Here is a 23211-nt window from a genome sequence, read left to right as displayed (position 1 = left end):
GATCGCGTCAGGGTAGGAGGTCGGGCCGGCGCTGAGCGGTACGCTCGAGCGACTGTTCCCGCCGCCACTGTTCGATGCGGGAGTGGTTGCCGGACAACAGAACCGGCGGCACGTCCAGGCCGCGCCACGTGGCCGGTCGGGTGTAGCCAGGCCCCTCGAGGAGACCGTCGGAGAACGAGTCCTGTTGGTGCGAGAGCTGATTGCCCAGGACGCCGGGCAGCAGCCGCGTCACGGCCTCGGTCATCACCAGCACCGCGGCCTCGCCGCCGATGAGCACGTAGTCCCCGATGCTGACCTCCTCGACGCGCACCCGGGTCGCCGCGTCATCGAAGACTCGCTGATCGATGCCCTCGTAGCGGCCGCATGCGAACACCAGATGATCCTCGCGCGACCATCTCTCGGCGGTGCGCTGGGTGAAGGGCACTCCGGCGGGCGTGGGCACCACCAGGATCGGGTCGGCGTCGCGCATGACGTCGTCCAACGCGTCTCCCCACACCGTCGGCTTCATGACCATGCCGGGGCCGCCGCCGTAGGGCGAGTCGTCGACCGCCTTGTGCACGTCGTGTGTCCAGTCCCGGAGGTCGTGGACACCGAGGGTCACCAGACCGTTCTGCACGGCCTTGCCCAGCAGCGCGGTACGCATGGGCTCGAGGTACTCGGGGAAGATCGTCACCACGTCGATACGCATGGTCACTCGCCGTCCAGAAGCCCTTCGGGCGGGTCGATCTCGACGGTCCGCGTCTCGCGGGAGACCGACACCACGATCGCGGACACGAACGGTACGAGCAGTTCGCGGCCGACGTTCTCGTCGGCCGGCGTGATCGACAGCAACTCCCCCGCAGCGGAGTGCAGCACCTCGCTGACCGTGCCGATCACCGTGCCCGCCGACTCGTGATCCGGAGCGAACTGCACCGTCATGCCCTCGAGCTCGTGGTCGTAGAACTCGTCCGGATCGTCGGACGGGGGTAGATCCGCGGTGTCGACGACGAACAGGGTGCCGCGCATCGCGTCGGCGGTACTGCGATCGTCGATTCCCTTCAGACGCAGCAGAAGCCGCCCGGAATGCTCCCGGGCGGCTTCCACCGTGTAGTCGGTCGTGCTGTTGTCGCGACGCGCACGGCCGTGCAGAACGGATCCCGGAGCGAACCGCTCGTCAGGATCGTCCGTGCGGACCTCCACGACGACCTCGCCCTTGATGCCGTGCGACTTGGCCACGCGGCCCACGACGAGCTCCACGTCGGTGATCAGCGATCGGTGTCGACGACGTCGACACGGATCCCACGGCCGCCGATACCCGAGACGAGGGTACGGAGCGCGGTGGCGGTACGACCGCCACGGCCGATGACCTTGCCCAGATCGTCGGGGTGCACGTGCACCTCGACGGTCCGGCCACGGCGACCGGTGATCATCTCGACACGAACGTCGTCCGGATTGGACACGATGCCGCGAACCAGATGCTCGACGGCGTCGGCGACCATGGTGCTCACAGGTGGGTCCTACTTCTCGGTGGACTCGGCGGTGGCGTCCGCGGTCTCGTCTGCCGGTGCGCTCTCGGCGTCGTCCGCCTTGGCGGCCTTCTTCTTCTTCGGCGTGGTGGCCTCGGCGACGGGCTCGTTGTCGGCGGCGGCGAGCGCAGCGTTGAACAGGTCCAGCTTGGACGGCTTCGGCTCCTTGACGCGGAGCGTGCCCTCGGCGCCCGGCAGGCCCTTGAACTTCTGCCAGTCACCGGTGATCTTGAGGAGTGCCTCGACGGGCTCGGTGGGCTGTGCGCCCACGCTCAGCCAGTGCTGCACGCGATCGGAATCGATCTCGATCAGCGACGGCTCTTCCTTCGGGTGGTACTTGCCGACGGTCTCGATGGCACGGCCACCGCGACGGGTACGCGCGTCGGCGATGACGACGCGGTACTGCGGGTTGCGGATCTTGCCGAGACGGGTGAGCTTGATCTTGACTGCCATGTGAAACGAAGCCTCTTTCGATGTGGTCGCGGGACGCGACCGCTGGTCACGGCGCAATTCAGCGATGCGCACGGCATGCGCACCCGGTTTTGCGGTGGATGGGTGTTGTGACCGCCGCTCGGTACGGAACCGGAGACGGGCGAACAGCGACTTATTCTGCCAGACGCTGCCCGCCCCTCATAATCCTCGGCCTTCCCGTCCCCGGGGACCCGCCCGTCAGTCCTCCGGCTTCACCGCCAGCACCGGCTTGGGGCACGTGAGCAGGATCCGCTGCGCGGTGCTGCCCATCAACAGCTTGCCCACCGGAGTGCGGTGCCGGATGCCGATGACCAGGACGTCGGCGTCGGGCTTCTCCATCGCGGTGAGCAGAGCCTCGACCGGATCGGTGGTGGTGTCCTGCTCGACGGTGAAGGGCACGCCGGACGACTCGAGCGTGCTCTGCAACTGGTCCACCGCCGCGGAGTCGGCGAAGTGCGGGTCGGCCAGCGCATCGCCCTTCGAGGCGTTGACCACGGTCACCTCGGTGCCGTGCGCCTTCGCCTCGGCGATGCCGTGCTCGAGGGCGGCTCGGCCATACTTGTCCGGGGTGTAGCCGACGACGATCATGCGTTCTCCTTCTGAAGTTCCCGGTCCGCGGTGGCGGACACACGGGGTCGGACGAGACGGGCCAGCAACGGCGCGATCAACAGGACGGCGATGATCGCGTAGACCACCACGGCGATGGGCTCGGTGAAGATGCCGCTCCAGTCGCCTTCGTTGAGTTGCAGCGTCTGGCGGAGCTGACGTTCGATGCGCGGTCCGAGGATCACACCGATGATCAGCGGGAGCACGGGGAGTCCGAAGCGCCGCATCATCAGCCCCAACAGGCCGAAGATCAACAGCATCGCCAGGTCGAGCCACTGCAGGTTGACGGCGTACGCACCCAGGACGGCGAAGAACAGAATGCCGGCGTACAGGTACGGACGCGGAGTACGCAGGAGCTTGGCCCACACCGGCGCGAGCGGCAGGTTCAGCACGAGCAGCAGGAAGTTGCCGATGAAGAGGCTGGCGATGAGCGTCCAGATCAGCAGCGGTTCCTTGTCGAACAGCGTAGGGCCGGGCTGGATGCCGTAGGAGACGAACGCTGTGAGCATGACCGCGGCGGTGGCATTGGTGGGCAGCCCCAGTGAGAGCATCGGGACCAGGGTGCCGGCCGCGGACGCGTTGTTGGCGGCCTCGGGTCCGGCGACGCCCTCGATGGCGCCCTTGCCGAATTCCTCGGGATGCTTCGACAGCTTCTTCTCGGTGATGTAGCTCAGAAATGTCGGTAGTTCGGCGCCGCCGGCGGGAAGAGCACCGAACGGGAAGCCGTACGCGGTTCCGCGCAGCCAGGGCTTCCACGACCGCTTCCAGTCGCTTCTACCCATCCACGGACGCCCGACGGGAATGACCTCGGCCGGCTTGCGACGCAGGTGCGCGGCGACCCAGAGAGCCTCGCCGAGGGCGAACACGGCGACGGCGATCACGACGATGTCGATGCCGTCCGACAGCTGCGGGATACCGAATGTGGCACGCGGCTGGCCGGTCAGGAAGTCGATGCCGACCAGTCCGATGGACAGTCCGAGCAGCAGCGAGATGCACCCGCGGAGCTTGGACGAGCCGAGGACCGCGGTCACGGCGACGAGGGCCAGCAGCATGATGGCCAGATAGGACGGCGCACCCAGGGATACGGCGAACCGAGAGACCATCGGGGCGAAGAGCACCAGCAGCATCGTGCCGATCGAGCCGGCGATGAACGACCCGATGGCAGCGGTCGCGAGCGCTTGTGCAGCTCGACCCGCTCTCGCCATCTTGTTGCCCTCGATGGCCGTGATCACCGACGACGACTCACCCGGCGTGTTGAGCAGGATCGAGGTCGTCGAACCGCCGTACATACCGCCGTAGTAGATGCCGGCGAACATGATGAACGCCGCACTGGGACTGACGTTGTAGGTGATGGGGAGCAGCAGCGCGACCGTCATGGCCGGGCCGATTCCGGGGAGCACTCCCACGGCGGTGCCGAGAAGCACACCGATGCAGGCGTAGAGCAGGTTCATCGGCGTCGCAGCCTGGGAGAACCCCTCCATGAGCCAGTTCAGATTGTCCATCAGAGAATTCCGTCCAGGATGCCTGCGGACAGCGGGATCCCGAGTCCGACGTAGAACGCGTAGAAGCTGACGAGCGAGAGCACCAGACCGATCCCGAGATTGCGGATCCAATGCCTGTTGCCCAGGATCGTCGCGGCGCCGCCGAACAGCACGGCGCCCATGATCACCCAGCCGAGAACGTCGACCAGTGCGATCGTGGCGACGAACAGGGCAACCAGCAGTCCCACCGTCTTCCAGTCGGCCGGCGTGGACGTGTCGATGTCCTCACCGTCGTCGGGGGTGCCCTTGCTGCCGCGCGCGGTGGCGATGGCCAGCAGCACGGAGCACACCAGCAGGCCGGCGCCGATGACGAGCGGGAACAGCTTGGGGCCCACCGGGTCCACCTTCGCGAACTCCGCCGTCAGGGACAGGGCGTCGACGATCAGGAAGATCCCCACCACCAGCATGACCGCGCAGACGACGAACTGCGCCCAGTCCGGACGGTTCTGCGCAGCCGCGTCGTCCGGTCGTTCCACCGTGGCCGTCACACCAGCCCCAGTTCGGTCAGAGTCGACTCGACCCGTTCGTCCTGCTCGCGCAGGAACTGCTCGAAGCCCGGTCCCGTCTCGAAAGCGTCGGTCCAGCCGTTGGTCATCAGTGCGTCCTTCCATTCCGTCGTGGCGTGCAGCTCTGTCAGCGCCTCGACCATCTCGGCGCGGACCTCGTCGGAGAGTCCGGGCGGCGCGAGAATGCCGCGCCAGTTGGTGAATTCGAGATCGATGCCGGCCTCGCGCAGCGTGGGGGCGTCGACCCCGCGAACGCGCTCCGCTCCCGAGACGGCGAGAACACGGACCTGGCCCGCCTCGATCTGGTCGACGTACTCCCCCAGACCCGACGTGCCCGCGGTGATCTTGTTGCCCAGCAACGCCGTCAGCAGATCGCCGCCGCCGTCGTAGGAGATGTAGTTGACCGCGGTGGGATCGACGCCCACCGCCTGCGCGGTCTCCATCGGGAACAGGTGGTCCGGGCCGCCAGGCGACGAGCCGCCACCGATCGTCACCGACCCCGGATTCGCGCGCCACGCTTCCACCAGCTCGTTCACCGTGGTGAACGGCGAATCGGCGGGTACCAGGATGCCCTCCTGCTCTTCGACCACCTTGGCCAGCGGAGTCGCGTCGGACACTCGGGCAGCGGACCCGTTCGTGTATCCCGCGCCGACCACACCCAGGCCCATCATCATCATGAGGTCGTCGTTACCCGACTCGTTCATCAGACGGGCCATGGCGACAGTGCCACCGGCGCCGATGACGTTGAACACCTCGACACGACCGGTGATGTCGTCGTCCTCCATGATCTTCACGGCCGTGCGCGCCGTCAGGTCGTATCCGCCGCCGGGGCTGTTGGGCACCATCATGCGGATGCGGTGCAGCCCTTCGCCCTCGTCGCCCCGGGTGACGCCGCACCCCGCCAGCAGGAGTACGAGCGCCAGAACGGCTGTCAGCCTTCTCGGCATCGGTCCTCGATTCGTCTCGATCGTGATGTAAGACTGTGATCGAGAGCAATCATGGATGTTTCAGTGATTCAGGTCACCCATTCGTTACCAAGGAAAGTTGAGTTCTTTGTGGTCACGACGGTCGACCCGGACCGCCCTGGTCCGGCACGCGCGCGGCAGGTCGCTGGCCGGCCAGTTCCTCGTGTTGCAACTGGCCGTCGTCGCCGTGGTGTTGGGGGCCGTGGCCGCGATCTCGATTCATCAGTCGACCACCGAGTTCCGGGACATCCAGGGCGGGCGCATGCTGTCCGTCGCGGAGAGCCTGGCCTCCACCCCGATCGTGCGGGAGCAGCTGAACGCGCCGCTGGTGGAACAAGTGCTCGCGCCGGACGTCGACCGCGCGGTGTCTCTCTCCGGAGCCACCCTGGCCGAGATCGTCTCGACCGAAGGCGAGGTTCTGGTGTCCACCGATCCGACCCGCGTCGGATCCGCCGCAGAACTCGGTGACAGCGACGTCTTCGGCGGCCGCGGCTGGTACGGCGACGTCGACGTGGAGGGCCACCCTTCCATTGCCGGACACGTGCCGATCCTCGACACCGACGGTGGTGTGATCGCTGTGGTCACCGTGTCGGAGAACTATCCCTCGACGTGGATGCTGTTGTCCGACTCCGGTGCTCGCCTCCTGATCTATCTCGGAATAGGCGCCGGCGTCGGCGCCGCGGGATCGTGGCTGCTCTCCCGGCGCATCCGTCGCCACACTCTCGGGCTCGAGACCACCGAGATCGCGAGCCTTGCCGACCACCGAGAAGCGTTGCTGCACAGCATCCGTGAAGGCGTCATCGCCGTCGGCAACGACGGCCGGATCACGATGATCAACGACAGCGCGTGCGCCCTGCTGGATCTACAGCCGAGCGTCGTCGGGAGTCACGTCGCCGAGGTCGACATCGACGCCGGGATACGCGAGGTACTTCTGTCCGACGGTGACGTCGAGGACGTCGTCGTCACCACCTCGACGCGGGTCCTGGCCCTCAATCGCCGCAGTGCCACCAGTCGCCGTGCGGAGAACCGCGGGCAGCACATCGGCACCGTGACCACAATGCGTGACAGCACCGAACTCGCCTCGATGCAGAGCCAACTGACGTCGCACAAGAGTGTGACCGACACCCTGCGCGCCCAGACCCACGAATTCGCGAACCAGCTGCACACCATCTCCGGCTTGGCACAGCTGGGCAGCTACGACGACGTGACCCGGTTGGTGGGCACGCTCACCCGCCGCCGCGCGGAGATCAGCGATTCGATCACGGCGCACGTCCACGACCCGGCGGTGGCGGCACTGCTCATCGCGAAGACGTCACTCGCCGCCGAGGCCGGGGTGCGGCTCGTGTTGGATCCGGAGTCGGATCTGGGTGCGCTCGATCCGGCGCTGTCGACGGACGTCATCACCGTCCTCGGCAACCTCGTGGACAACGCGCTCGACGTCTCCCGCGACCACGGCGATCGCTCCATCACCGTGCTCGTCCGGGACGATCCGGAACTGTGTGTCGAGGTCCTCGACTCCGGCCCCGGAGTTCCCCCGCATATGCGCGAGTTGATCTTCTCGCGGGGCGTGACGTCCAAGACGGACGTTCCCGGCGGACGCGGCATCGGTCTCGCGCTCGTCCGCTTGGTCAGCGTGCAGCACGGCGGCACCGCGACCATCGAGGACGCAGATTCCGGCGGTGCCCGTTTCCGCGTCCGCATGCCGCTCGGTTAGGTTCTGCACATTCCCGACCCGACGAGAGAGGACGTACCCCGAGTGCCCACGGTGCTGGTGGTGGACGACGACTTCATGGTGGCGGACATCCACCGCCGCTTCGTCGACCACACACCTGGCTTCACGGCGGTCGGTGTCGCGCACTCCGCGGCGGCAGCCCGGACCAGCATCACCGCGTTGACACCGGACCTCGTCCTTCTCGACGTGCACCTGCCCGACGCCTCGGGACTCGACGTGCTCCGTACCTTGCGGGCCGAGAAGAATCCCGTCGGCGTCATCATGATCACCGCCGCACGGGAACTCGACACCGTCGCGGATGCCTTGAGCGGCGGCGCCGCGGACTACCTGATCAAACCCTTCGAGTATCCGCAGCTGCGCGACAAGCTGGACGCCTTCGCCGCGCGCTTCGATGCCCTGTCCTCCGGGCAGGCTGATCAGTCACTCGTCGATTCGCTGTTCGGTGCCGCAGCGCGGCCGGACCAGTCGACCTCGGACGCCGCCGCCCGGCTGCCCAAGGGTCTGTCGCCGGAGACCGGCGGCGTGGTACTCGGGCAGATGACCGGAGGAGCCGAGCTGTCGGCCACGGAATGCGCTGAAGCCGTCGGCATCTCGCGAGTCAGCGCGCGCCGGTACCTCGAACACTATCTGGCCTGCGGCGTGCTGGACGTCCGTCTGCAGTACGGCCGGGCGGGGCGCCCGGAACGCCGCTACCGAGCACGCTGACCATCGGAGCCGACGGTCACCAGATCCGGCCGCGCAAGACCACCACGTCCGGCGCCGACAGCACGTCCGGCCCGGTTCGTGGGTCCGTGGAGTAGAACACCAGATCCGCGGGTGCGCCGTGCTCGATGCCCGCACGCCCGAGCCACCGCCGCGCCGTCCAACTGGCCGCACCCAGGGCGTCGGTCGGCGACAGGCCCACGCCCACCAGCGCCGCCACCTCGTCGGCCACCCGCCCGTGCTCGATGCTGCCGCCCGCGTCGGTGCCCGCGTAGATCGGGACTCCGGCGTCGTGCGCGCGCCCCACCGTGTCCGCCACTCGGGCGTGCAGGTCGCGCATGTGATCGGCGTAGCGCGGATAGCGGGTGGCCGAGTCGGCGATCGACGGAAAGGTCTCGATGTTGATGAGCGTGGGCACCAGTGCGGTTCCGTGCTCGACCATCATCTCGATGGTCTCGTCGGTCAGGCCGGTGCCGTGTTCGATGCAGTCGATGCCGGCACCGATCAGCCCGGGCAGCGCGTCCTCGCCGAAGACGTGCGCAGTGACCCGGGCGCCCTCGGCGTGGGCGGCGTCGATGGCCCGGCGCAGGACCGCGTCGTCCCACAAGGGTGCGAGGTCGCCGACCTCGCGGTCGATCCAGTCGCCGACCAGCTTGACCCACCCGTCGCCGAGGCGCGCCTGCTGAGCCACGGCCTCGGGCAGTTGCGACTCGTCCTCGAGATCGACGGCGAGGCCGGGAATGTAGCGCTTGGGCATCGCGATGTGCCGACCCGCGCGGATGATGCGCGGCAGATCCTCGTGGTCGTCGAGTGCGCGGGTGTCGACGGGCGATCCCGCGTCACGCAGCAGCAGCGCACCCACCTCGCGCTCGGTGGTGGCCTGCGCGACGGTGCCGTCGTGATCCTCGTGCCCGCCGCCGTACGTGATACCGACATGGCAGTGCGCGTCGACGAGACCCGGAACGATCCAGCCGCCCCGCGCCACCGTGGTGGCACCGGGAACCGGATCCAGTGAGACGAGGCCGTCTCGCACCCAGACGTCCACCTCGTCGTGGCCGGGCAGCACGACGCCGCGCAGATGCAGACTCGGCGAGATGCGCACCGCGTGCTCCGCCCTACTTCTTGGGGAGCTTCAGCTGCGACAGGTCGATGCCCTCGAGGCCCGGCGGAAGCTGGTCGAGGCCCTTCGGCATCGAGGACAGATCGGGCATCCCCGCGGGCATTCCGCCCGGCATACCGGGGAAGCCTCCCCGCACGCCCTTCGGCGGTGTGGGTCCGCGACCGCCCTTCTTCCCCTTCTTGCCCTTCTTGTTGCTGCGCTGAACCTGCTTGCGCGCGCCGGGCATGCCCATGCGGCCGGCCATCGACGCCATCATCTTGCGGGCCTCGAAGAAGCGGTCGACGAGCTGGTTGACGTCGGAGACCTTCACACCGGAACCGTTGGCGATGCGCAGACGACGGGAGGCGTTGATCATCTTCGGATCGGCCCGCTCGGCGGGTGTCATACCGCGGATGATGGCCTGCACGCGGTCGAGCTGCTTGTCGTCCACCGACGCGAGGGCGTCCTTCATCTGACCGGCACCGGGCAGCATGCCGAGCAGGTTGCCGATCGGTCCCATCTTGCGGATCGCCATCATCTGCTCGAGGAAGTCCTCGAGCGTCAACTGGCCGGACCCGATCTTCGCGGCGGTGTCCTCCGCCTGCTTCGCGTCGAAGACGGTCTCGGCCTGCTCGATGAGGCTGAGCAGGTCGCCCATGCCGAGGATGCGGCTCGCCATGCGATCCGGGTGGAAGATCTCGAAGTCCTCGAGCTTCTCGCCCGTCGACGCGAACATGATCGGTCGACCGGTGACCTCGCGGACGCTCAGCGCGGCGCCACCGCGGGCGTCGCCGTCGAGCTTGGTCAGCACGACGCCGGTGAAGCCGACACCGTCCTGGAAGGCCTGCGCCGTGCTGACGGCGTCCTGGCCGATCATCGCGTCGAGCACGAACAGGATCTCGTCGGGGTTCGTCGCGTCGCGGATACCGGCGGCCTGGCCCATGAGCTCGGTGTCGATACCGAGACGGCCCGCGGTGTCGACGATGACGACGTCGTACTGCTTGGCCCTGGCCTCCGCGACACCGGCGCGAGCGACCTCCACCGGATCGGCCGCGGTCACGCCGAGGGCATTCTCGCCGCCGCCGATCGACGTGCCCGGATGCGGCGCGAAGACGGCGGCGCCCGCACGCTCGCCGACGATCTGGAGCTGACTCACCGCACCGGGGCGCTGGAGGTCGCAGGCCACGAGGAGCGGGGTGTGGTTCTGGTCCTTGAGCCACTTGGCTAGCTTGCCGGCGAGTGTCGTCTTACCGGAGCCCTGCAGACCGGCCAGCATGATTACGGTCGGCGGGTTCTTCGCGAACTCCACCCGCCGGGTCTCGCCACCGAGGATGCCGACGAGCTCGTCGTTGACGATCTTGACGACCTGCTGCGCGGGGTTGAGAGCAGCGGAGACCTCGGCGCCCTTCGCGCGCTCCTTGATCCGAGTGATGAAAGCGCGCACGACCGGCAGCGCGACGTCGGCGTCGAGCAGTGCCAGGCGGATCTCGCGGCACACCGCATCGATGTCGGCGCCCGAGAGCCGACCCTTGCCTCTCAGATCCTTGAGGCTTCCGGTCAATCTGTCGGACAGTGATTCGAACACCGATACTCCTGAACATCGCGAGAGAAGTGAAGACTCCGTCGACCAGACTAACGGTCGATCGACCCGGCGGTGGCCCGGCCCGACGCGTACCTCAGTCGTCCGACTCGGGCTCCTTCGGACGCAGGGCGGGGACGACGGCCAGCAGCGCGCGTTCGAGCTCCTCGCGGTGTGCCCGCGATCCGGCACCGCCCTCCGACGCCCCGCTGGTGTCGACGCAGAACGCGTCCACCACCGAGGATCCGCGGGTGGTGACCTTGGCCCAGCGCACGTCGGCACCGTGCTTCTCGAAGACGGACGAGAGCCGGCACAGCAGCCCGAGCCGATCCTCGGCGCGGACCTCCACGATCACGGAGTCACCGTCCGGACCGTCGAACCACAGCACCCGCGGCGGCGCCTGCGCGTACAGCAGCACCTCCGACGAGTCGAGCGTTCCGAGTTCGCCGTCCGAGGCGGCGATCCGTGCCCCGGCCTCCTTGAGGTCGAGTTGCGCGAGCAGGTCGAGGTCCCCGTCGAGTGCCCGGATGAGCTCCTGGCGCAGCAGGCCGGGCTGGGGCGGCGCCCCGAAGGTGGGCGTGACGACGAAGCGGTTGATCGCGAACCCGTTCGCGCTGACCACGGACGCGGACAGTACCCGCAGCGCGGCCAGAGCGAGCACGCCCGACGCGTTGGACAGCAGGCCGAGCCTGTCCGGCGCGGTCACCGTCACCTCGAACGTGTGCGGACTGTCCGACGGCTGCAGATCGACGTCGACTCCGCCCTCGGCGGCGCGGGCCGCGAGCGCCGCGTCGATCGGATCGGGCGTCGGCAGTGATTCACCGGCCATGATCATGCGGCAGCGCCGCACGAGCTCACCGATGAGCGAGGACTTCCAGTCCCCCCAGACACCGGGTCCCGTCGCGAGCGAGTCCGCCTCGGCCAGCGCGTGCAGGAGTTCGAGCAGGATCGGATCGCCGTCCAGCGCGTCGACCACCCGCTGCACCGTCGCGGGATCGTCCAGGTCGCGTCGGGTCGCGGTGTCCGGCAGGAGCAGATGGTGGCGCACCATCGCCTCGAGCAGCCGGACGTCCGACGGCCACAGACCGAGCCGCTTGCCCACCTGCGTGGCCAGATCCGCGCCGACGATGCTGTGGTCTCCCCCGCGGCCCTTGCCGATGTCGTGCAGCAGTGCCCCGAGGACCAGCAGGTCGGGCCTCGCGACCCGGGTGGTGAAACCGCTCGCGTGAGCGGCGGTCTCGACGAGATGGCGATCCACGGTCCAGGTGTGCACGGCGTCGCGCGGCGGCAGGTCGCGCACCGCCCCCCACTCGGGAAGCAGACGCCCCCACAGGCCCGTCCGGTCCAGAGCCTCGATCGCGTCGATGGCGCGGCGGCCGGATCCGAGGACCACCAGCAGGTCGTTCAGCGCCTCCTTCGGCCACGGCTCGCGCAGTTCCGGTGCACTGTCGGACAGCCGGCCCAGGGTCGACGCGGACATCGGCATCCCTGTCACCGCGGAGGCCGCCGCGACACGCATGATCAGTCCCGGATCCTTGTTGGGGCGGGCGTCCCGCGCCAGCACCACCTCGCCGGCGTGCTCGACGACCCCCTCGTCCAGGGGCCGACGCACAGGTACCCGGCGGAGCCGCGAGAGTCCGCGTCGCGGTATGGCATTCCCGGCGGTACGCAGGCCCACGTCCGTCGAGTAGACGATGGTGCGCGCCGAATCACTCAGTACGCGTGCGAGATCGAACCGATCGCCGATACGGAGCGCGGCGGCGATCTCGTCCGCGTCCTGCGCTCGCAGCTGATCACGGGCACGGCCCGCCACCCGGTGCAGCTCGGTACGGACGTCGAGGATCCGTCGGTGAGCGAAATCCAGTCCACCGCCCGGTGATTCGGGCCCGAGGCCCGGCATCGCGTCGGTGAGCTGCGCGATGGAGAGCGCGTCGAGCAGCTGCACGTCGCGCAGTCCGCCGCGTCCACTCTTGAGATCGGGCTCGGCCCGGTGGGCGATCTCGCCGCTACGCCCCCAGCGAGTGCGGGTCAGCGCGTGCAACTCGTCGAACCGATCGCGGATCCCGATGCGCCACTGACGCCGGATCCCGTCGATCAACATCGAACTGAGTTCGGCGTCGCCCACGATGTGTCGGGCGTCGAGCAGACCGAGGGCCGCGGTCATGTCGTGGGCGGCGACGTCCAGAGCCTGCGGAACCGTGCGGACACTGTGATCGAGCTTGATGTGCGCGTCCCACAGCGGGTACCAGAGTTGGTCGGCCACACCGCTGACGAGCGCGGGATCGAGATCGTCGTGCAACAGCACCAGGTCCAGGTCCGAGTACGGCAGCATCTCGCGGCGACCCAACCCGCCGACGGCGACGATGGCGAATCCGCTGTCCGGCTTGATACCCACCTCGGAACCCTTGGTGGTCAGCCAGAACTCGTGCAGATCGACGAGCGCCTGGCGCAGCGCCGTCGCGTCCAGTCGTCGATTCCGGCCCTGGCCCGCGAGCAGTTGCTCGCGCGCTCGGACGAGATCCGCCGCTGCTTCGGAACCTCCCACGGGGCTCACTCCTTCTGGTGTCGTGTCGCCGAGAAACAGATCGGCCGCGGATCCGCCCCGTCGAACGAGGCGGATCCGCGGCCGGACTGACGGGAACTACAGAGCGTCGGAGCCACGCTCGCCTGTGCGCACGCGCACGACGGCCTCCACGGGCGAGACCCAGACCTTGCCGTCACCGATCTTGCCGGTACGGGCTGCCTCGACGATCACCTCGACGACCTTGTCCACGGCCGCATCGTCCACGACGACCTCGACGCGCACCTTGGGAACGAAGTCCACGGAGTACTCGGCACCGCGGTAGACCTCGGTGTGGCCCTTCTGTCGGCCGTACCCCTGTACCTCGCTCACGGTCATACCGAGAACGCCTGCCTGCTCGAGAGCCGTCTTGACGTCCTCGAGAGTGAACGGCTTGACGATTGCAGTGATCAACTTCATGTCTCACGCCTCCTTGCTGGGAACGCGTCCCAGTGTTGACCCACCGAGTGCCGCAAAGTCGTAGGCGGTCTCGGCATGTTCCGATTCGTCGGCTCCCATGGATTCACCATCGTCGTCGATCCGGAGGCCCACGGTGTACTTGACGATGAGCGCGACGATGGTCGTACCCACCAGAGAGTAGAGCAGCACCGCACCGGCACCGACTGCCTGACGCCACAGCTGGTCGAATCCGCCGCCGTAGAACAGCCCCTCGACACCGGCCGGCGCCTCGGAGGTGGCGACCAGTCCGACGAGCAGCGTGCCCACCAGACCGCCGACGAGGTGGACGCCGACGACGTCGAGCGAGTCGTCGAAACCGAACTTGAACTTCAGGCCGACGGCCAGTGCGCAGAGCACACCGGCGACGACGCCGATGACGAGTGCACCGAGGATGTTGACCGAGGAGCAGGCCGGGGTGATGGCCACGAGTCCGGCGACGATGCCCGACGCACCACCGAGACTCGTCGCGTGCCCGTCACGGATGCGCTCCGTGAGGAGCCAGGCCAGCATGGCTGCGGCCGTGGCCGCGATGGTGGTGACGAAGGTGGCACCGGCGATGCCGTTGGAGCCGACGGCGGAACCGGCGTTGAAGCCGAACCAACCGAACCAGAGGAGGCCGGCACCCAGCATGACGAACGGCAGGTTGTGGGGGCGGAACGGAGTACCCGGCCATCCCTTGCGCTTGCCCAGGATGACGGCGAGCACCAGACCCGCGGCACCCGCGTTGATGTGGACGGCGGTACCGCCGGCGAAGTCGACCGCCGCGAGCTTGTTGGCGATCCAGCCACCGGTCGTGGTGGTGACCTCGTCGAAGGAGAAGACCCAGTGCGCGACCGGGAAGTAGACGAGGGTCGCCCACAGTCCGGCGAACAGCAGCCACGGTCCGAAGCGCATGCGGTCCGCGACAGCGCCGGAGATCAGCGCGACCGTCAGGATCGCGAACATGGCCTGGAAGGAGACGAACACGGTCGCGGGGATGGTGCCGACGAGCGGGATCGCGGCATCGGTGAGCACACCGGCCTCGTCCTCGGAGGCGAGGTACGTTCCGCCGATCAGGCCCTTGAGCCCGAAGTACTGGAACGGGTCACCGATCAGGTTGCCCTTGTCCTCGCCGAAGGTGACCGAGTAGCCGTACAGCACCCAGAGAACGCCGACGACGCCCATCGCGCTGATGCTCATCATGATCATGTTCAGCACGCTCTTCGCGCGGACCATGCCGCCGTAGAAGAACGCAAGACCCGGAACCATGAGCAACACGAATGCCGCGCTTGTCAGCATCCATGCGGTGTCACCGGTGTCGGGCGCACCGATAGTGGGAAAATCCACCTTGAGCCTCCTCCTTCTTCCTCGCCCCAGCCGATGGCGGCTGACGACCTGAGGAGAAGGGTGCTCACTCGACGTTTCGGCGACGACACTGCGGTGTTTCGTCGGTGTGAACGCACAGCCGAATCATGTTGCGACCGTGTTGCGTCTCGGTCTTTTCACCCGATTCGGCCGCCGAGGACTCGACGAGAGTCGAATTCTCGGCGGCCCGAGCGGAGCTCGCGGTCAGCCGAGAAGAGCGTCGACGAACGCGCCGGGCTCGAACGGAGCGAGGTCGTCGGCGCCCTCACCGAGGCCCACGAGCTTCACCGGGACACCGAGTTCACGCTGCACCTGGAACACGATGCCGCCCTTGGCGGTGCCGTCCAGCTTGGTCAGCACGACGCCGGTGATGTCGACGACCTGAGCGAACACCCGGGCCTGCGCGAGACCGTTCTGACCGATGGTCGCGTCGAGCACGAGCAGGACGTCGTCGACGGGCGCCTTCTTCTCGATGACGCGCTTGACCTTGCCCAGCTCGTCCATCAGTCCGGTCTTGGTGTGCAGTCGGCCCGCCGTGTCGATGAGCACGGCGTCGACTCCGTCGGCGATGCCGCGCGTCACAGCGTCGAACGCGACGGCGGCCGGATCGGCGCCCTCCTTGCCGCGCACCACCTCGGCGCCCACGCGCTCGGCCCACGTCTGCAGCTGGTCGGCCGCCGCGGCGCGGAAGGTGTCGGCCGCGCCCAGCACGACCCGACGGCCGTCCGCCACCAGGACGCGGGCGAGCTTGCCGGTCGTCGTGGTCTTGCCGGTGCCGTTGACGCCGACGACGAGCAGGACCGACGGTCGGTCACCGTGCGGCAGCGCACGGATCGAGCGGTCGAACGACGGGGTGAGCTGCTCGATCAGCACCTCGCGCAGCAGGGCGCGGGCCTCGGGCTCCGTCCGCACGTTGCGCACGGCCATCTGTTCACGCAGCGTCGCGACGATCTCGGCGGTCGCCGCACTCCCCAGGTCGGCGACGAGGAGGGTGTCCTCGACCTCCTCCCACGAGTCCTCGTCGAGGTCGCCGCCACCGAGCAGTCCGAGCAGCGACCGGCCCACGGCGTTCTGCGATCGCGACAGTCGACCGCGCAGCTTGGTCAGGCGGCCCGACGTCGGCTCGATCTCGTCGAGCACCGGAGCGGAGCTCGCCGGTTCTGCGGGCGTCTCCTCCTCCACCGGAGGGACGACCACGGGCGGGGTCTCGACAGGCGGTGCCTCCGTGGCCGGAGCGGGCTCGTCGAGCACCGGGTCGGGCAGCGAGATGTCGGTGATGCCCCGCTTGGGTGCGTCGCGAGGAACCGACGCGTCGTCACCGACCCGCGGCTGATCGTCGGTGTCGGTGCGCTCGAGGGTGGGTTCGGGGATCGGCTTCCGGGGCGCCGGCGCGGGCGGAGCCGCCGTGCCCTGCGAGAAGTCGAATCCGGTCCCGGCCTTGTAGCCACCCGATCGGTCGACCTCGCGGACCTGCTCGGTGGTGTCCGGACGGGCCAGGGAGATGCGGCGACGACGCTGCAACACCAACCCGACGACGAGAACGACGACGAGCAGTGCGAGGACGGCCGCCACGACGATCCACAGTTCGGTAGTCACGTCGACCATCCTGTCAGGACGGTGGCTCGGGAGTCGCCACCTCCCCCGCGGGCTCGAGGACGGCACGCTTGGGCAACCGCTGCGAGATCACCGTCGTGATGCCGTCGCCGCGCATGCTCACGCCGTACAGCGCGTCGGCCACCTCCATGGTGGGTTTCTGGTGCGTGATGACGATGAGCTGCGACTTCTCCCGCAGCTGCTCGAACAGGCCGATGAGGCGACGGAGGTTCGTGTCGTCCAGCGCCGCCTCGACCTCGTCCATGACGTAGAACGGGGACGGCCGGGCCCGGAAGATGGCGACGAGCATCGCGACCGCGGTGAGCGACTTCTCGCCGCCGGACAGCAGCGACAACCTCTTGACCTTCTTGCCCGGCGGACGGGCCTCGACCTCGATGCCGGTGGTGAGCATGTCCGAGGGGTCGGTCAGTACCAGTCGGCCCTCACCGCCCGGGAAGAGCTTGGCGAAGACGCCGACGAACTCGCGCTCGACGTCGGCGTAGGCCTCGGTGAACACCTGCAGGATGCGGGCGTCGACGTCCGCGACCACGCCCAACAGATCCTTGCGCGCCGACTTCACGTCCTCGAGCTGGGTGGACAGGAAGTTGTAGCGCTCCTCCAGGGCGGCGAACTCCTCGAGAGCCAGCGGGTTGACCTTGCCCAGCGTCGCGAGGTCCTTCTCCGCACGCTTGACCCGGCGCTCCTGCTCCGCGCGGTCGAACGGCATCGGGGCCGGGGCCACCACCTGCTCGCCGCGTTCCTTCGCCTGCTCGTACTCCGCCATCTCGAGGTCGGTCGGCGGCAGCGTGACGTCGGGTCCGTACTCGGCGATCAGGTCGTCGGGCGCGATGGAGAACTGCTCCACCACGTTCTGTTCGAGCTGCTCGATACGGAGCACCGCCTGCGCCTTGGCCACCTCGTCGCGGTGCACCGCATCGGTCAACTGCGTGGCGCGCGCGGCGAGGGCGCGAACCTGTTCCCGCGTTCGGTCCAGCTCGGCAGCTCGGTCGGAACGACGGCGAGCCAGTTCGTCGCGGCGCACGGCAGCGTCCGCCACGACGCGCTCCAGCCGTCCGGCGACACGAGTCCCGGCCTCGGCGACCGCGGCGGCCACCGCAGCGGACTGCACGCGGCGTGCCCGTGCCCGCTCGGCCCGCGCACGGCCTTCTCGTTCCATCCGTGCCTGCCGACGGAGCTGGTCGGCCTTGCCGCGGACCGAGTCGGCGCGCTCCTCGGCGGTGCGTAGGGACAATCTGGCCTCGACCTCGACGGACCGCACCTCGGTGACCGCTGCGGCAGCGTCCTCGCGGGCCCGCGCCCACTCCTCCGCCTCACCGTCCCCGTCGGCGTCGCCGCCCTGGTCGTCCTCGGCCCGGCGCACGCGCTCCTCCAGTTCGGCGAGCGCGGTCACCGCCTCGTCCCGCTGATGCTCGGCCCGTTCGCGCTGGGACTGCAGCCGGGTCGACTCGGCATGCGCGACACGGGCGACCTGGCCCAGTCGGCCGAGTTGCTCGTACACCGCGGACATCGCGGCGTCGGACTCCGTGAGCGCGGCCAACGCCTGATCGGCGGCCTCCCGGCGGTCCGCCTGTTCGGCGAGTGCCCCGGACAGCGCCGCGGCGAGTTCCTCGGTCCGACGCTCCGTCGCCGCCAGTTCGGTCACCGACTCGTCGATGGCCGCCTGCACCTCGAGCGTGCTGGGTCGGCGGTCCGACCCACCGGTGATCCACCCGCGCCCCACCAGGTCGCCGCCGCGTGTCACGACGCGCACGTCGGCGCTGTCCTCGACCAGGGCGGTGGCCTCCTCCAGCGTGTCGACGACGCTGGTGCCCGCCAACAACGAGGCGAGCGCGCCGCGCGCCGACTCGGACGCCTCGATCACCGACAGGATCGAGGTGCCGGAGCCGATTCTCCGCTCCTCGGACGCCGCGCCCGTGGGGTAGACGATCGCCGCGCGGCCGGCGTCCTCGCTCTTGAGCGCCGACACCGCCTCGCGGGCGTTCTCGACCGACGAGACCACCACGGCGTCGGCCGCGGCTCCCAGCGCCACGGCCACCGCCACCTCGTACCCCGGCCGCACGGTGAGGTGATCGCCCAACCTGCCGACGACGCCGTGCTGTTGCTTCTCCCCCAGCCACGCACCGCCGTCGCCGCGTTCCAGGTTCATCGTGAGAGCGTCGATCCGGGCGCGCAGCGATGCCACTCGCTGGCTCGACTCCCGTTCTCCCGTCTGCAGTTCCGCGACGCGGGCGTCGGCGATGGCCAGTGCCTCGACAGCATTCTCGTGCTGCGAGTCCAGTCCCGCCTCACCGGCGTCGAGTTCGCCGACCTTCTCCTGGACGATGTCGAACTCGGCCTGTGCGGCGTCGCCGCGGTGCCTCGCGTCCTCGATCGCGGTCGCGAGACGGGCCACCTCCGTGTCGTACGACTCGGCCCGAGCGCGCAGCCCGTCCACCTGACCGGAGAGCCGCGCGAGGCCCTCCCTGCGGTCGGCGACGGCGCGCACGGCAGCGGCGTGGGCGCGCTCCGCGTCCGCCGCGGCCGCTTCCCGTTCCGCGAGCTGCTCCCTCGCGGCATCGAGGGTGGCGCGCGCGAACTCCACCGCCTCGGTCAGCTGCATCTCCTCCTCGGCGACCCGGTCCGCACGCTGCTCGAGCTCGTCCGGGTCGGGACCGCGGCGGTCCTCCGGCTCGTCACCGAGGTGGCGCGCCCGCTCGCTCGCGATGCGCACGGTGGCGCCGACACGCTCCGCGAGCGCGGACAGCTGGAACCACGTCTGCGCCGCCGCCTCCGCGCTCGGGGTGAGTCGCGCGAGGTCCTGCTCGCCCCCGGCGAGCACCGCTTCGCCCTCGGCCAACGCGTCCTGGACCGAGGCGTACTCCTCACGGGCCTTCGTCTCGTCGTGTGACTGCTCCGCCAGTTCGGTCCGGCGTGTCACCAGATCGTCGGCGGCGATGCGCAGTCGCGCATCGCGGAGGTCGGCCTGCACCGTCTGCGCGCGCCGGGCCACCTCGGCCTGACGACCGAGAGGCTTGAGCTGCCGACGCAGTTCGGTGGTGAGGTCCGTCAGACGCGCGAGGTTGGCCTGCATGGAGTCGAGCTTGCGGACGGCCTTCTCTTTGCGCTTGCGGTGCTTGAGGACGCCGGCGGCCTCCTCGATGAAGGCGCGACGGTCCTCCGGCCGCGACTCGAGAATGGCGGCGAGTCGACCCTGACCGACGATGACGTGCATCTCACGGCCGATACCCGAGTCGCTGAGCAGTTCCTGGACGTCCATCAGTCGGCACGAGCTGCCGTTGATCTCGTACTCGCCGGCACCGTCGCGGAACATGCGGCGGGTGATCGAGACCTCGGAGTAGTCGATCGGCAGCGCGCCGTCGCTGTTGTCGATGGTCAGCGTCACCTCGGCCCGGCCCAGCGGGGCGCGGCCGGACGTGCCGGCGAAGATGACGTCCTCCATCTTGCCGCCGCGCAGCGCCTTCGCGCCCTGCTCCCCCATGACCCAGGTCAGCGCGTCGACGACATTCGACTTGCCCGATCCGTTGGGCCCCACCACGCAGGTGATGCCGGGCTCGAAACGCAGAGTCGTCGCCGAGGCGAAGGACTTGAAGCCCTTCAGCGTCAGACTCTTGAGGTGCATGGCGGTTCAGACTACCCAGCCCTGCTCTCTCAGCGTTCGACGAACCCGTCGAGTTCGCCGCGCGCGGATTCCCAGTTGTCCACCACGGTGGTCACCGAGCCCGGGGTGTCACCCGATCGCAGAGCGGCGAGCAGCGCCTCGAGATCAGCTCGATCTCCCTCGGCGACCACGTGCACCCGGCCGTCGGACGTGTTGGTCGCTGATCCGACGAGCCCGAGTTCCAACGCACGCGACCGCGTCCACCAGCGGAAACCGACGCCCTGGACACTGCCGTGGACCCACGCGCTCAGCCGTTCGGGGTCGACTGCCGTCACTCCTCGACCTCGATACGGAGGTCCACCTCGGTGCCCGCCTTCAACGTGCGCCCCACCGTGCACACCTTGTCGACTGCCTTGGTGACGACGGTGAGTAACCGTTCCCTGGCCTCCGGATCGAGGGCGCTGAGGTCGACCGTCAGCACCTCCTCGAGCCGCGGGTAGCGCTCCTCGTCACGATCGGCGACGCCCGACACCCGGACGGTCGCGTCGTAGTCGTCACCGAGCCGGCGGGCGAGGGGACGGTCGGAGCTCATGCCCGTGCATGCCGCGAGAGCGATCTTGAGCAGCTCACCGGGAGTGAAGACACCCTCGACGTCCTCGGACCCGATGAGCACTTCGGCACCGCGCGAACTCTTGCCGGTGTAACGACGTGTCCCGGTGCGATCGACCCACAGTTCAGCCATGGACCGAGTCTAGTCAGCGGCGACCGAGACCGTCCGCGGCCAGGTCCTTCGCCAGTCGTTCGGCGGCCGAGACGAGCAGTGGCACATAGTCGTTCGCGGTGTCGGGGGTGACGCGGGCGGACGGGCCCGCGATCGAGATCGCGGTGAGTGTCGGGGCGCCGATCACCGGAACCGCGAAGCACCGCACCCCCACCTCCTGCTCCCCCTCGTCCACGGAGTAGCCGCGCTCGCGGATCACGGCGAGATCTGCGAGGAGCGCCGCGGGTGTGGTGTGGGTGTTCACCGTCTTCGGCGCCATCCCCGTCCGGGCGAGCAGTGCGAGCACCTCCTCGTCGGGCAGCTGCGCGAGCAACGCCTTTCCCACCCCGGTGCTGTGCGGGAACACGCGCTGACCCACCTCGTTGAACATGCGCATCGCATGCTCGGACGGCACCTGCGCGACGTACACGGCCATGTCGTCCTCGAGGAACGCCATGTTGGACGTCTCGTGCGTGATCGACACGAGCTCCGCCAGATAGGGACGAGCCCACGAGCCGATGAGCTTGGCGGATCGCTCACCGAGGGCGATGAGCCGTGTCCCCAGGGCGTACCGGCGCGACGGGAGTCGGCGTGCGTATCCCAGCGCCACCAGGGTCTTGAGCAGACGGTGGATGGTCGGCATCGGCAGCTCGGCCGCCTCGGCCAGCTCGCTGACACCGACCGACCCTCCCGCACCGGCCATGATCTCGAGAAGGTCGAACGCGCGCTCGACCGACTGCACGCCGCCACTGGACTCCATGCCGCCGAGCCTATTCCACCAGGCGGAAGAAACGGCTTATTCCCTTCGCTCGACCACGATGGGTGGTGCCGCTGCGACCACCGACGGCGACGACCGTCGACCGGCAGTGATCTCGTTGAAGAAGATGTTGAGGATCACCGCGACGATGCTCGCCGCGCTGATTCCCGAGTCGAACACCACGTGCACCCACTCCGGGAACGCCGACCAGAATCCGGGCACGGCGATGGGAAGCACGCCGAATCCGATGGCCACGGCCACGATCACGAGATTCAGGTTGCCGTCGAAGTCGACCTTCGACAGGGTGCGAATGCCGCTCGCCGCCACCGAACCGAACAACACGATGCCGGCGCCGCCCAGCACGGGCAGTGGTACCGCGGCGACGAGACGTCCGAGGACGGGAAACAACCCGAGCACCAGCAGGACCGATCCACCGGCGGCGACCACGAACCTGCTCTTGATGCCCGTCACCGCCACGAGGCCGACGTTCTGTGCGAAGGCACTCGCGGGGAACGTCCCGAAGATCGGGGCAACGGTGGTGGCGAGCATGTCGGCCCGGAGACCGTCCCCGACGCGGCGGGAATCGACGTCGGTGCCGACGATCTCGCCCACCGCGAGGATGTCGGCCGTCGTCTCGGTCATGATCACCAGGATGACCACGACCATCGAGATGATCGCCCCGATCTGGAAGACGGGCGTCCCGAAGGCGAACGGCTCCGGGACACTGAAGATCGCGCCCGTGCCCACGTCACCGAAGTCGGCCTCGCCGACGAGCGACGCGACGATCGTGCCGACGACGATGCCGATCAGGATGGACAGGCGCGACACTGTGCCCTGCGCGAACCGGCTGACGACGAGGACGACGAGGAGACTGACACCGGCCAACCCGATGTTCGAGGTCGACCCCCAGTCCGGCGCGGACTCCGTCCCACCCATGGCCCACCGACAGGCCACGGGCAGCAACGAGATTCCGATGACCGTGATGATGGTGCCGGTGACCACCGGTGGGAAGAAGCGGACGATCCTGCTGAAGAACGGTGTGACGAGGATGCCGATGGCACCGGCGGCGATGATGGCGCCGAACACCGCGTTCAGCCCACCGGGCCCACTCGCGACGGCCACCATCGTGGACACGGAGGCGAACGAGATTCCCTGCACGAGAGGTAGCTTGGCGCCCACGAACGGCAACCCGAGTGTCTGCAGCAGAGTCGCCGCGCCGCTGACGAACAGGGCCGCCGACACCAGGATCGCGATGTCGGTACCGGACAGACCGGCGGCGCCGCCGACGATGAGCGGAGGCGCGATGACCCCGCCGTACATCGTCAGGATGTGTTGCAGGCCGTAGACGTACGTCTTGCCGAGACTCAGCCGCTCGTCCTCCGGACGGGCGGGATCGTGCGCTGCGCGTGTCAT

21 protein-coding genes are annotated in these 23211 nt (G+C 68.8%); 2 read left to right on the top strand and 19 right to left on the bottom strand.

The genetic code is table 11. The features are described 5' to 3' along the window. Nucleotides 1–7: 7 nt before the first annotated feature. The 8 genes from trmD to QE449_RS10050 form a co-directional block, all read right to left on the bottom strand. The gene (trmD, locus tag QE449_RS10085) at nucleotides 8–688 is read right to left on the bottom strand and encodes a tRNA (guanosine(37)-N1)-methyltransferase TrmD (protein WP_056445343.1); all 681 of its coding nucleotides are present in this window, start codon (nucleotides 686–688) and stop codon (nucleotides 8–10) included. A gap of 2 nt (nucleotides 689–690) precedes the next feature. Then, nucleotides 691–1236 (bottom strand): ribosome maturation factor RimM, encoded by a 546-nt coding sequence (gene rimM, locus QE449_RS10080; protein ID WP_056445061.1) that lies wholly within the window; start codon nucleotides 1234–1236, stop codon nucleotides 691–693. Nucleotides 1237–1244: 8 nt separating this feature from the next. Next, nucleotides 1245–1487, bottom strand: a complete 243-nt coding sequence (locus tag QE449_RS10075; protein WP_027505019.1) for an RNA-binding protein — start codon at nucleotides 1485–1487, stop codon at nucleotides 1245–1247. 9 nt (nucleotides 1488–1496) lie between these two features. Continuing rightward, the gene (gene rpsP / locus QE449_RS10070) at nucleotides 1497–1958 is read right to left on the bottom strand and encodes a 30S ribosomal protein S16 (protein WP_027505018.1); all 462 of its coding nucleotides are present in this window, start codon (nucleotides 1956–1958) and stop codon (nucleotides 1497–1499) included. Between the two features lie 216 nt (nucleotides 1959–2174). Further along, nucleotides 2175–2564 (bottom strand): universal stress protein, encoded by a 390-nt coding sequence (locus tag QE449_RS10065; RefSeq protein WP_027505017.1) that lies wholly within the window; start codon nucleotides 2562–2564, stop codon nucleotides 2175–2177. Further along, entirely contained in the window at nucleotides 2561–4084 is a 1524-nt protein-coding gene (locus QE449_RS10060) for a tripartite tricarboxylate transporter permease (protein ID WP_051613188.1), read from the bottom strand. The genes QE449_RS10065 and QE449_RS10060 overlap by 4 nt, the downstream gene beginning before the upstream one ends. After that, on the bottom strand, nucleotides 4084–4611 hold the full coding sequence (locus QE449_RS10055) for a tripartite tricarboxylate transporter TctB family protein (protein WP_269320092.1): 528 nt from the start codon (nucleotides 4609–4611) through the stop codon (nucleotides 4084–4086). Before QE449_RS10055 ends, QE449_RS10060 begins: the two co-directional genes overlap by 1 nt. Next, a complete protein-coding gene (locus QE449_RS10050) occupies nucleotides 4608–5576 on the bottom strand; it encodes a tripartite tricarboxylate transporter substrate binding protein (RefSeq protein WP_027505015.1) in 969 nt (322 codons plus the stop codon). The genes QE449_RS10055 and QE449_RS10050 overlap by 4 nt, the downstream gene beginning before the upstream one ends. A 106-nt stretch (nucleotides 5577–5682) precedes the next feature. On the opposite strand from QE449_RS10050, the gene QE449_RS10045 reads away from it, so the two are divergent. After that, the gene (locus QE449_RS10045; RefSeq protein WP_373428385.1) at nucleotides 5683–7308 is read left to right on the top strand and encodes an ATP-binding protein; all 1626 of its coding nucleotides are present in this window, start codon (nucleotides 5683–5685) and stop codon (nucleotides 7306–7308) included. A 42-nt stretch (nucleotides 7309–7350) separates the two neighbouring features. After that, complete coding sequence (locus tag QE449_RS10040) at nucleotides 7351–8031, top strand: response regulator (RefSeq protein ID WP_307108743.1); 681 nt, start codon at nucleotides 7351–7353, stop codon at nucleotides 8029–8031. A gap of 16 nt (nucleotides 8032–8047) precedes the next feature. On the opposite strand, the gene QE449_RS10035 is transcribed toward QE449_RS10040, so the two are convergent. The 11 genes from QE449_RS10035 to QE449_RS09985 form a co-directional block, all read right to left on the bottom strand. Next, complete coding sequence (locus tag QE449_RS10035; protein ID WP_222637819.1) at nucleotides 8048–9112, bottom strand: amidohydrolase family protein; 1065 nt, start codon at nucleotides 9110–9112, stop codon at nucleotides 8048–8050. Nucleotides 9113–9143: 31 nt separating this feature from the next. Continuing rightward, entirely contained in the window at nucleotides 9144–10712 is a 1569-nt protein-coding gene (gene ffh, locus QE449_RS10030; protein ID WP_056445067.1) for a signal recognition particle protein, read from the bottom strand. A 91-nt stretch (nucleotides 10713–10803) separates the two neighbouring features. Next, nucleotides 10804–13290: a [protein-PII] uridylyltransferase gene (locus QE449_RS10025; protein ID WP_307109702.1), complete on the bottom strand. Its 2487-nt coding sequence runs from the start codon at nucleotides 13288–13290 to the stop codon at nucleotides 10804–10806. Between the two features lie 57 nt (nucleotides 13291–13347). After that, entirely contained in the window at nucleotides 13348–13686 is a 339-nt protein-coding gene (locus QE449_RS10020) for a P-II family nitrogen regulator (RefSeq protein ID WP_027505009.1), read from the bottom strand. A 3-nt stretch (nucleotides 13687–13689) separates the two neighbouring features. Further along, complete coding sequence (locus tag QE449_RS10015; protein ID WP_027505008.1) at nucleotides 13690–15051, bottom strand: ammonium transporter; 1362 nt, start codon at nucleotides 15049–15051, stop codon at nucleotides 13690–13692. Nucleotides 15052–15273: 222 nt separating this feature from the next. Then, nucleotides 15274–16674: a signal recognition particle-docking protein FtsY gene (gene ftsY / locus QE449_RS10010; protein WP_056445072.1), complete on the bottom strand. Its 1401-nt coding sequence runs from the start codon at nucleotides 16672–16674 to the stop codon at nucleotides 15274–15276. A 4-nt stretch (nucleotides 16675–16678) separates the two neighbouring features. Beyond that, complete coding sequence (smc, locus tag QE449_RS10005) at nucleotides 16679–20302, bottom strand: chromosome segregation protein SMC (protein ID WP_307108742.1); 3624 nt, start codon at nucleotides 20300–20302, stop codon at nucleotides 16679–16681. Nucleotides 20303–20331: 29 nt separating this feature from the next. Continuing rightward, nucleotides 20332–20616 carry an acylphosphatase gene (locus QE449_RS10000; protein WP_307108741.1) on the bottom strand — a complete coding sequence of 95 codons (285 nt, stop codon included), beginning with the start codon at nucleotides 20614–20616 and terminating at the stop codon, nucleotides 20332–20334. Next, complete coding sequence (locus QE449_RS09995) at nucleotides 20613–21023, bottom strand: OsmC family protein (protein WP_027505004.1); 411 nt, start codon at nucleotides 21021–21023, stop codon at nucleotides 20613–20615. The genes QE449_RS10000 and QE449_RS09995 overlap by 4 nt, the downstream gene beginning before the upstream one ends. Nucleotides 21024–21036: 13 nt before the next feature. Continuing rightward, nucleotides 21037–21801 (bottom strand): IclR family transcriptional regulator, encoded by a 765-nt coding sequence (locus tag QE449_RS09990; protein WP_027505003.1) that lies wholly within the window; start codon nucleotides 21799–21801, stop codon nucleotides 21037–21039. Nucleotides 21802–21837: 36 nt separating this feature from the next. Beyond that, entirely contained in the window at nucleotides 21838–23211 is a 1374-nt protein-coding gene (locus tag QE449_RS09985; RefSeq protein ID WP_307108740.1) for a nucleobase:cation symporter-2 family protein, read from the bottom strand.

Origin of the sequence: Rhodococcus sp. SORGH_AS_0303 (assembly GCF_030819335.1) — a bacterium.
Classification (GTDB): domain Bacteria; phylum Actinomycetota; class Actinomycetes; order Mycobacteriales; family Mycobacteriaceae; genus Rhodococcoides.
Note: the sequence above shows the minus strand (reverse complement) of the source record. Positions and strands in the feature narration are given on the sequence as shown.

What these genes read in the sequence shown, in the direction of transcription:
- QE449_RS10060 (WP_051613188.1), bottom strand. Translation starts at nt 4,084, where the DNA reads ATGGACAATCTGAACTGGCTCATGGAGGGGTTCTCCCAGGCTGCGACG.
- QE449_RS10020 (WP_027505009.1), bottom strand. Translation starts at nt 13,686, where the DNA reads ATGAAGTTGATCACTGCAATCGTCAAGCCGTTCACTCTCGAGGACGTC.
- QE449_RS10065 (WP_027505017.1), bottom strand. Translation starts at nt 2,564, where the DNA reads ATGATCGTCGTCGGCTACACCCCGGACAAGTATGGCCGAGCCGCCCTC.
- QE449_RS09995 (WP_027505004.1), bottom strand. Translation starts at nt 21,023, where the DNA reads ATGGCTGAACTGTGGGTCGATCGCACCGGGACACGTCGTTACACCGGC.
- QE449_RS09985 (WP_307108740.1), bottom strand. Translation starts at nt 23,211, where the DNA reads ATGACACGCGCAGCGCACGATCCCGCCCGTCCGGAGGACGAGCGGCTG.
- trmD (WP_056445343.1), bottom strand. Translation starts at nt 688, where the DNA reads ATGCGTATCGACGTGGTGACGATCTTCCCCGAGTACCTCGAGCCCATG.
- QE449_RS10050 (WP_027505015.1), bottom strand. Translation starts at nt 5,576, where the DNA reads ATGCCGAGAAGGCTGACAGCCGTTCTGGCGCTCGTACTCCTGCTGGCG.
- ftsY (WP_056445072.1), bottom strand. Translation starts at nt 16,674, where the DNA reads ATGGTCGACGTGACTACCGAACTGTGGATCGTCGTGGCGGCCGTCCTC.
- rpsP (WP_027505018.1), bottom strand. Translation starts at nt 1,958, where the DNA reads ATGGCAGTCAAGATCAAGCTCACCCGTCTCGGCAAGATCCGCAACCCG.
- smc (WP_307108742.1), bottom strand. Translation starts at nt 20,302, where the DNA reads ATGCACCTCAAGAGTCTGACGCTGAAGGGCTTCAAGTCCTTCGCCTCG.
- QE449_RS09990 (WP_027505003.1), bottom strand. Translation starts at nt 21,801, where the DNA reads ATGGAGTCCAGTGGCGGCGTGCAGTCGGTCGAGCGCGCGTTCGACCTT.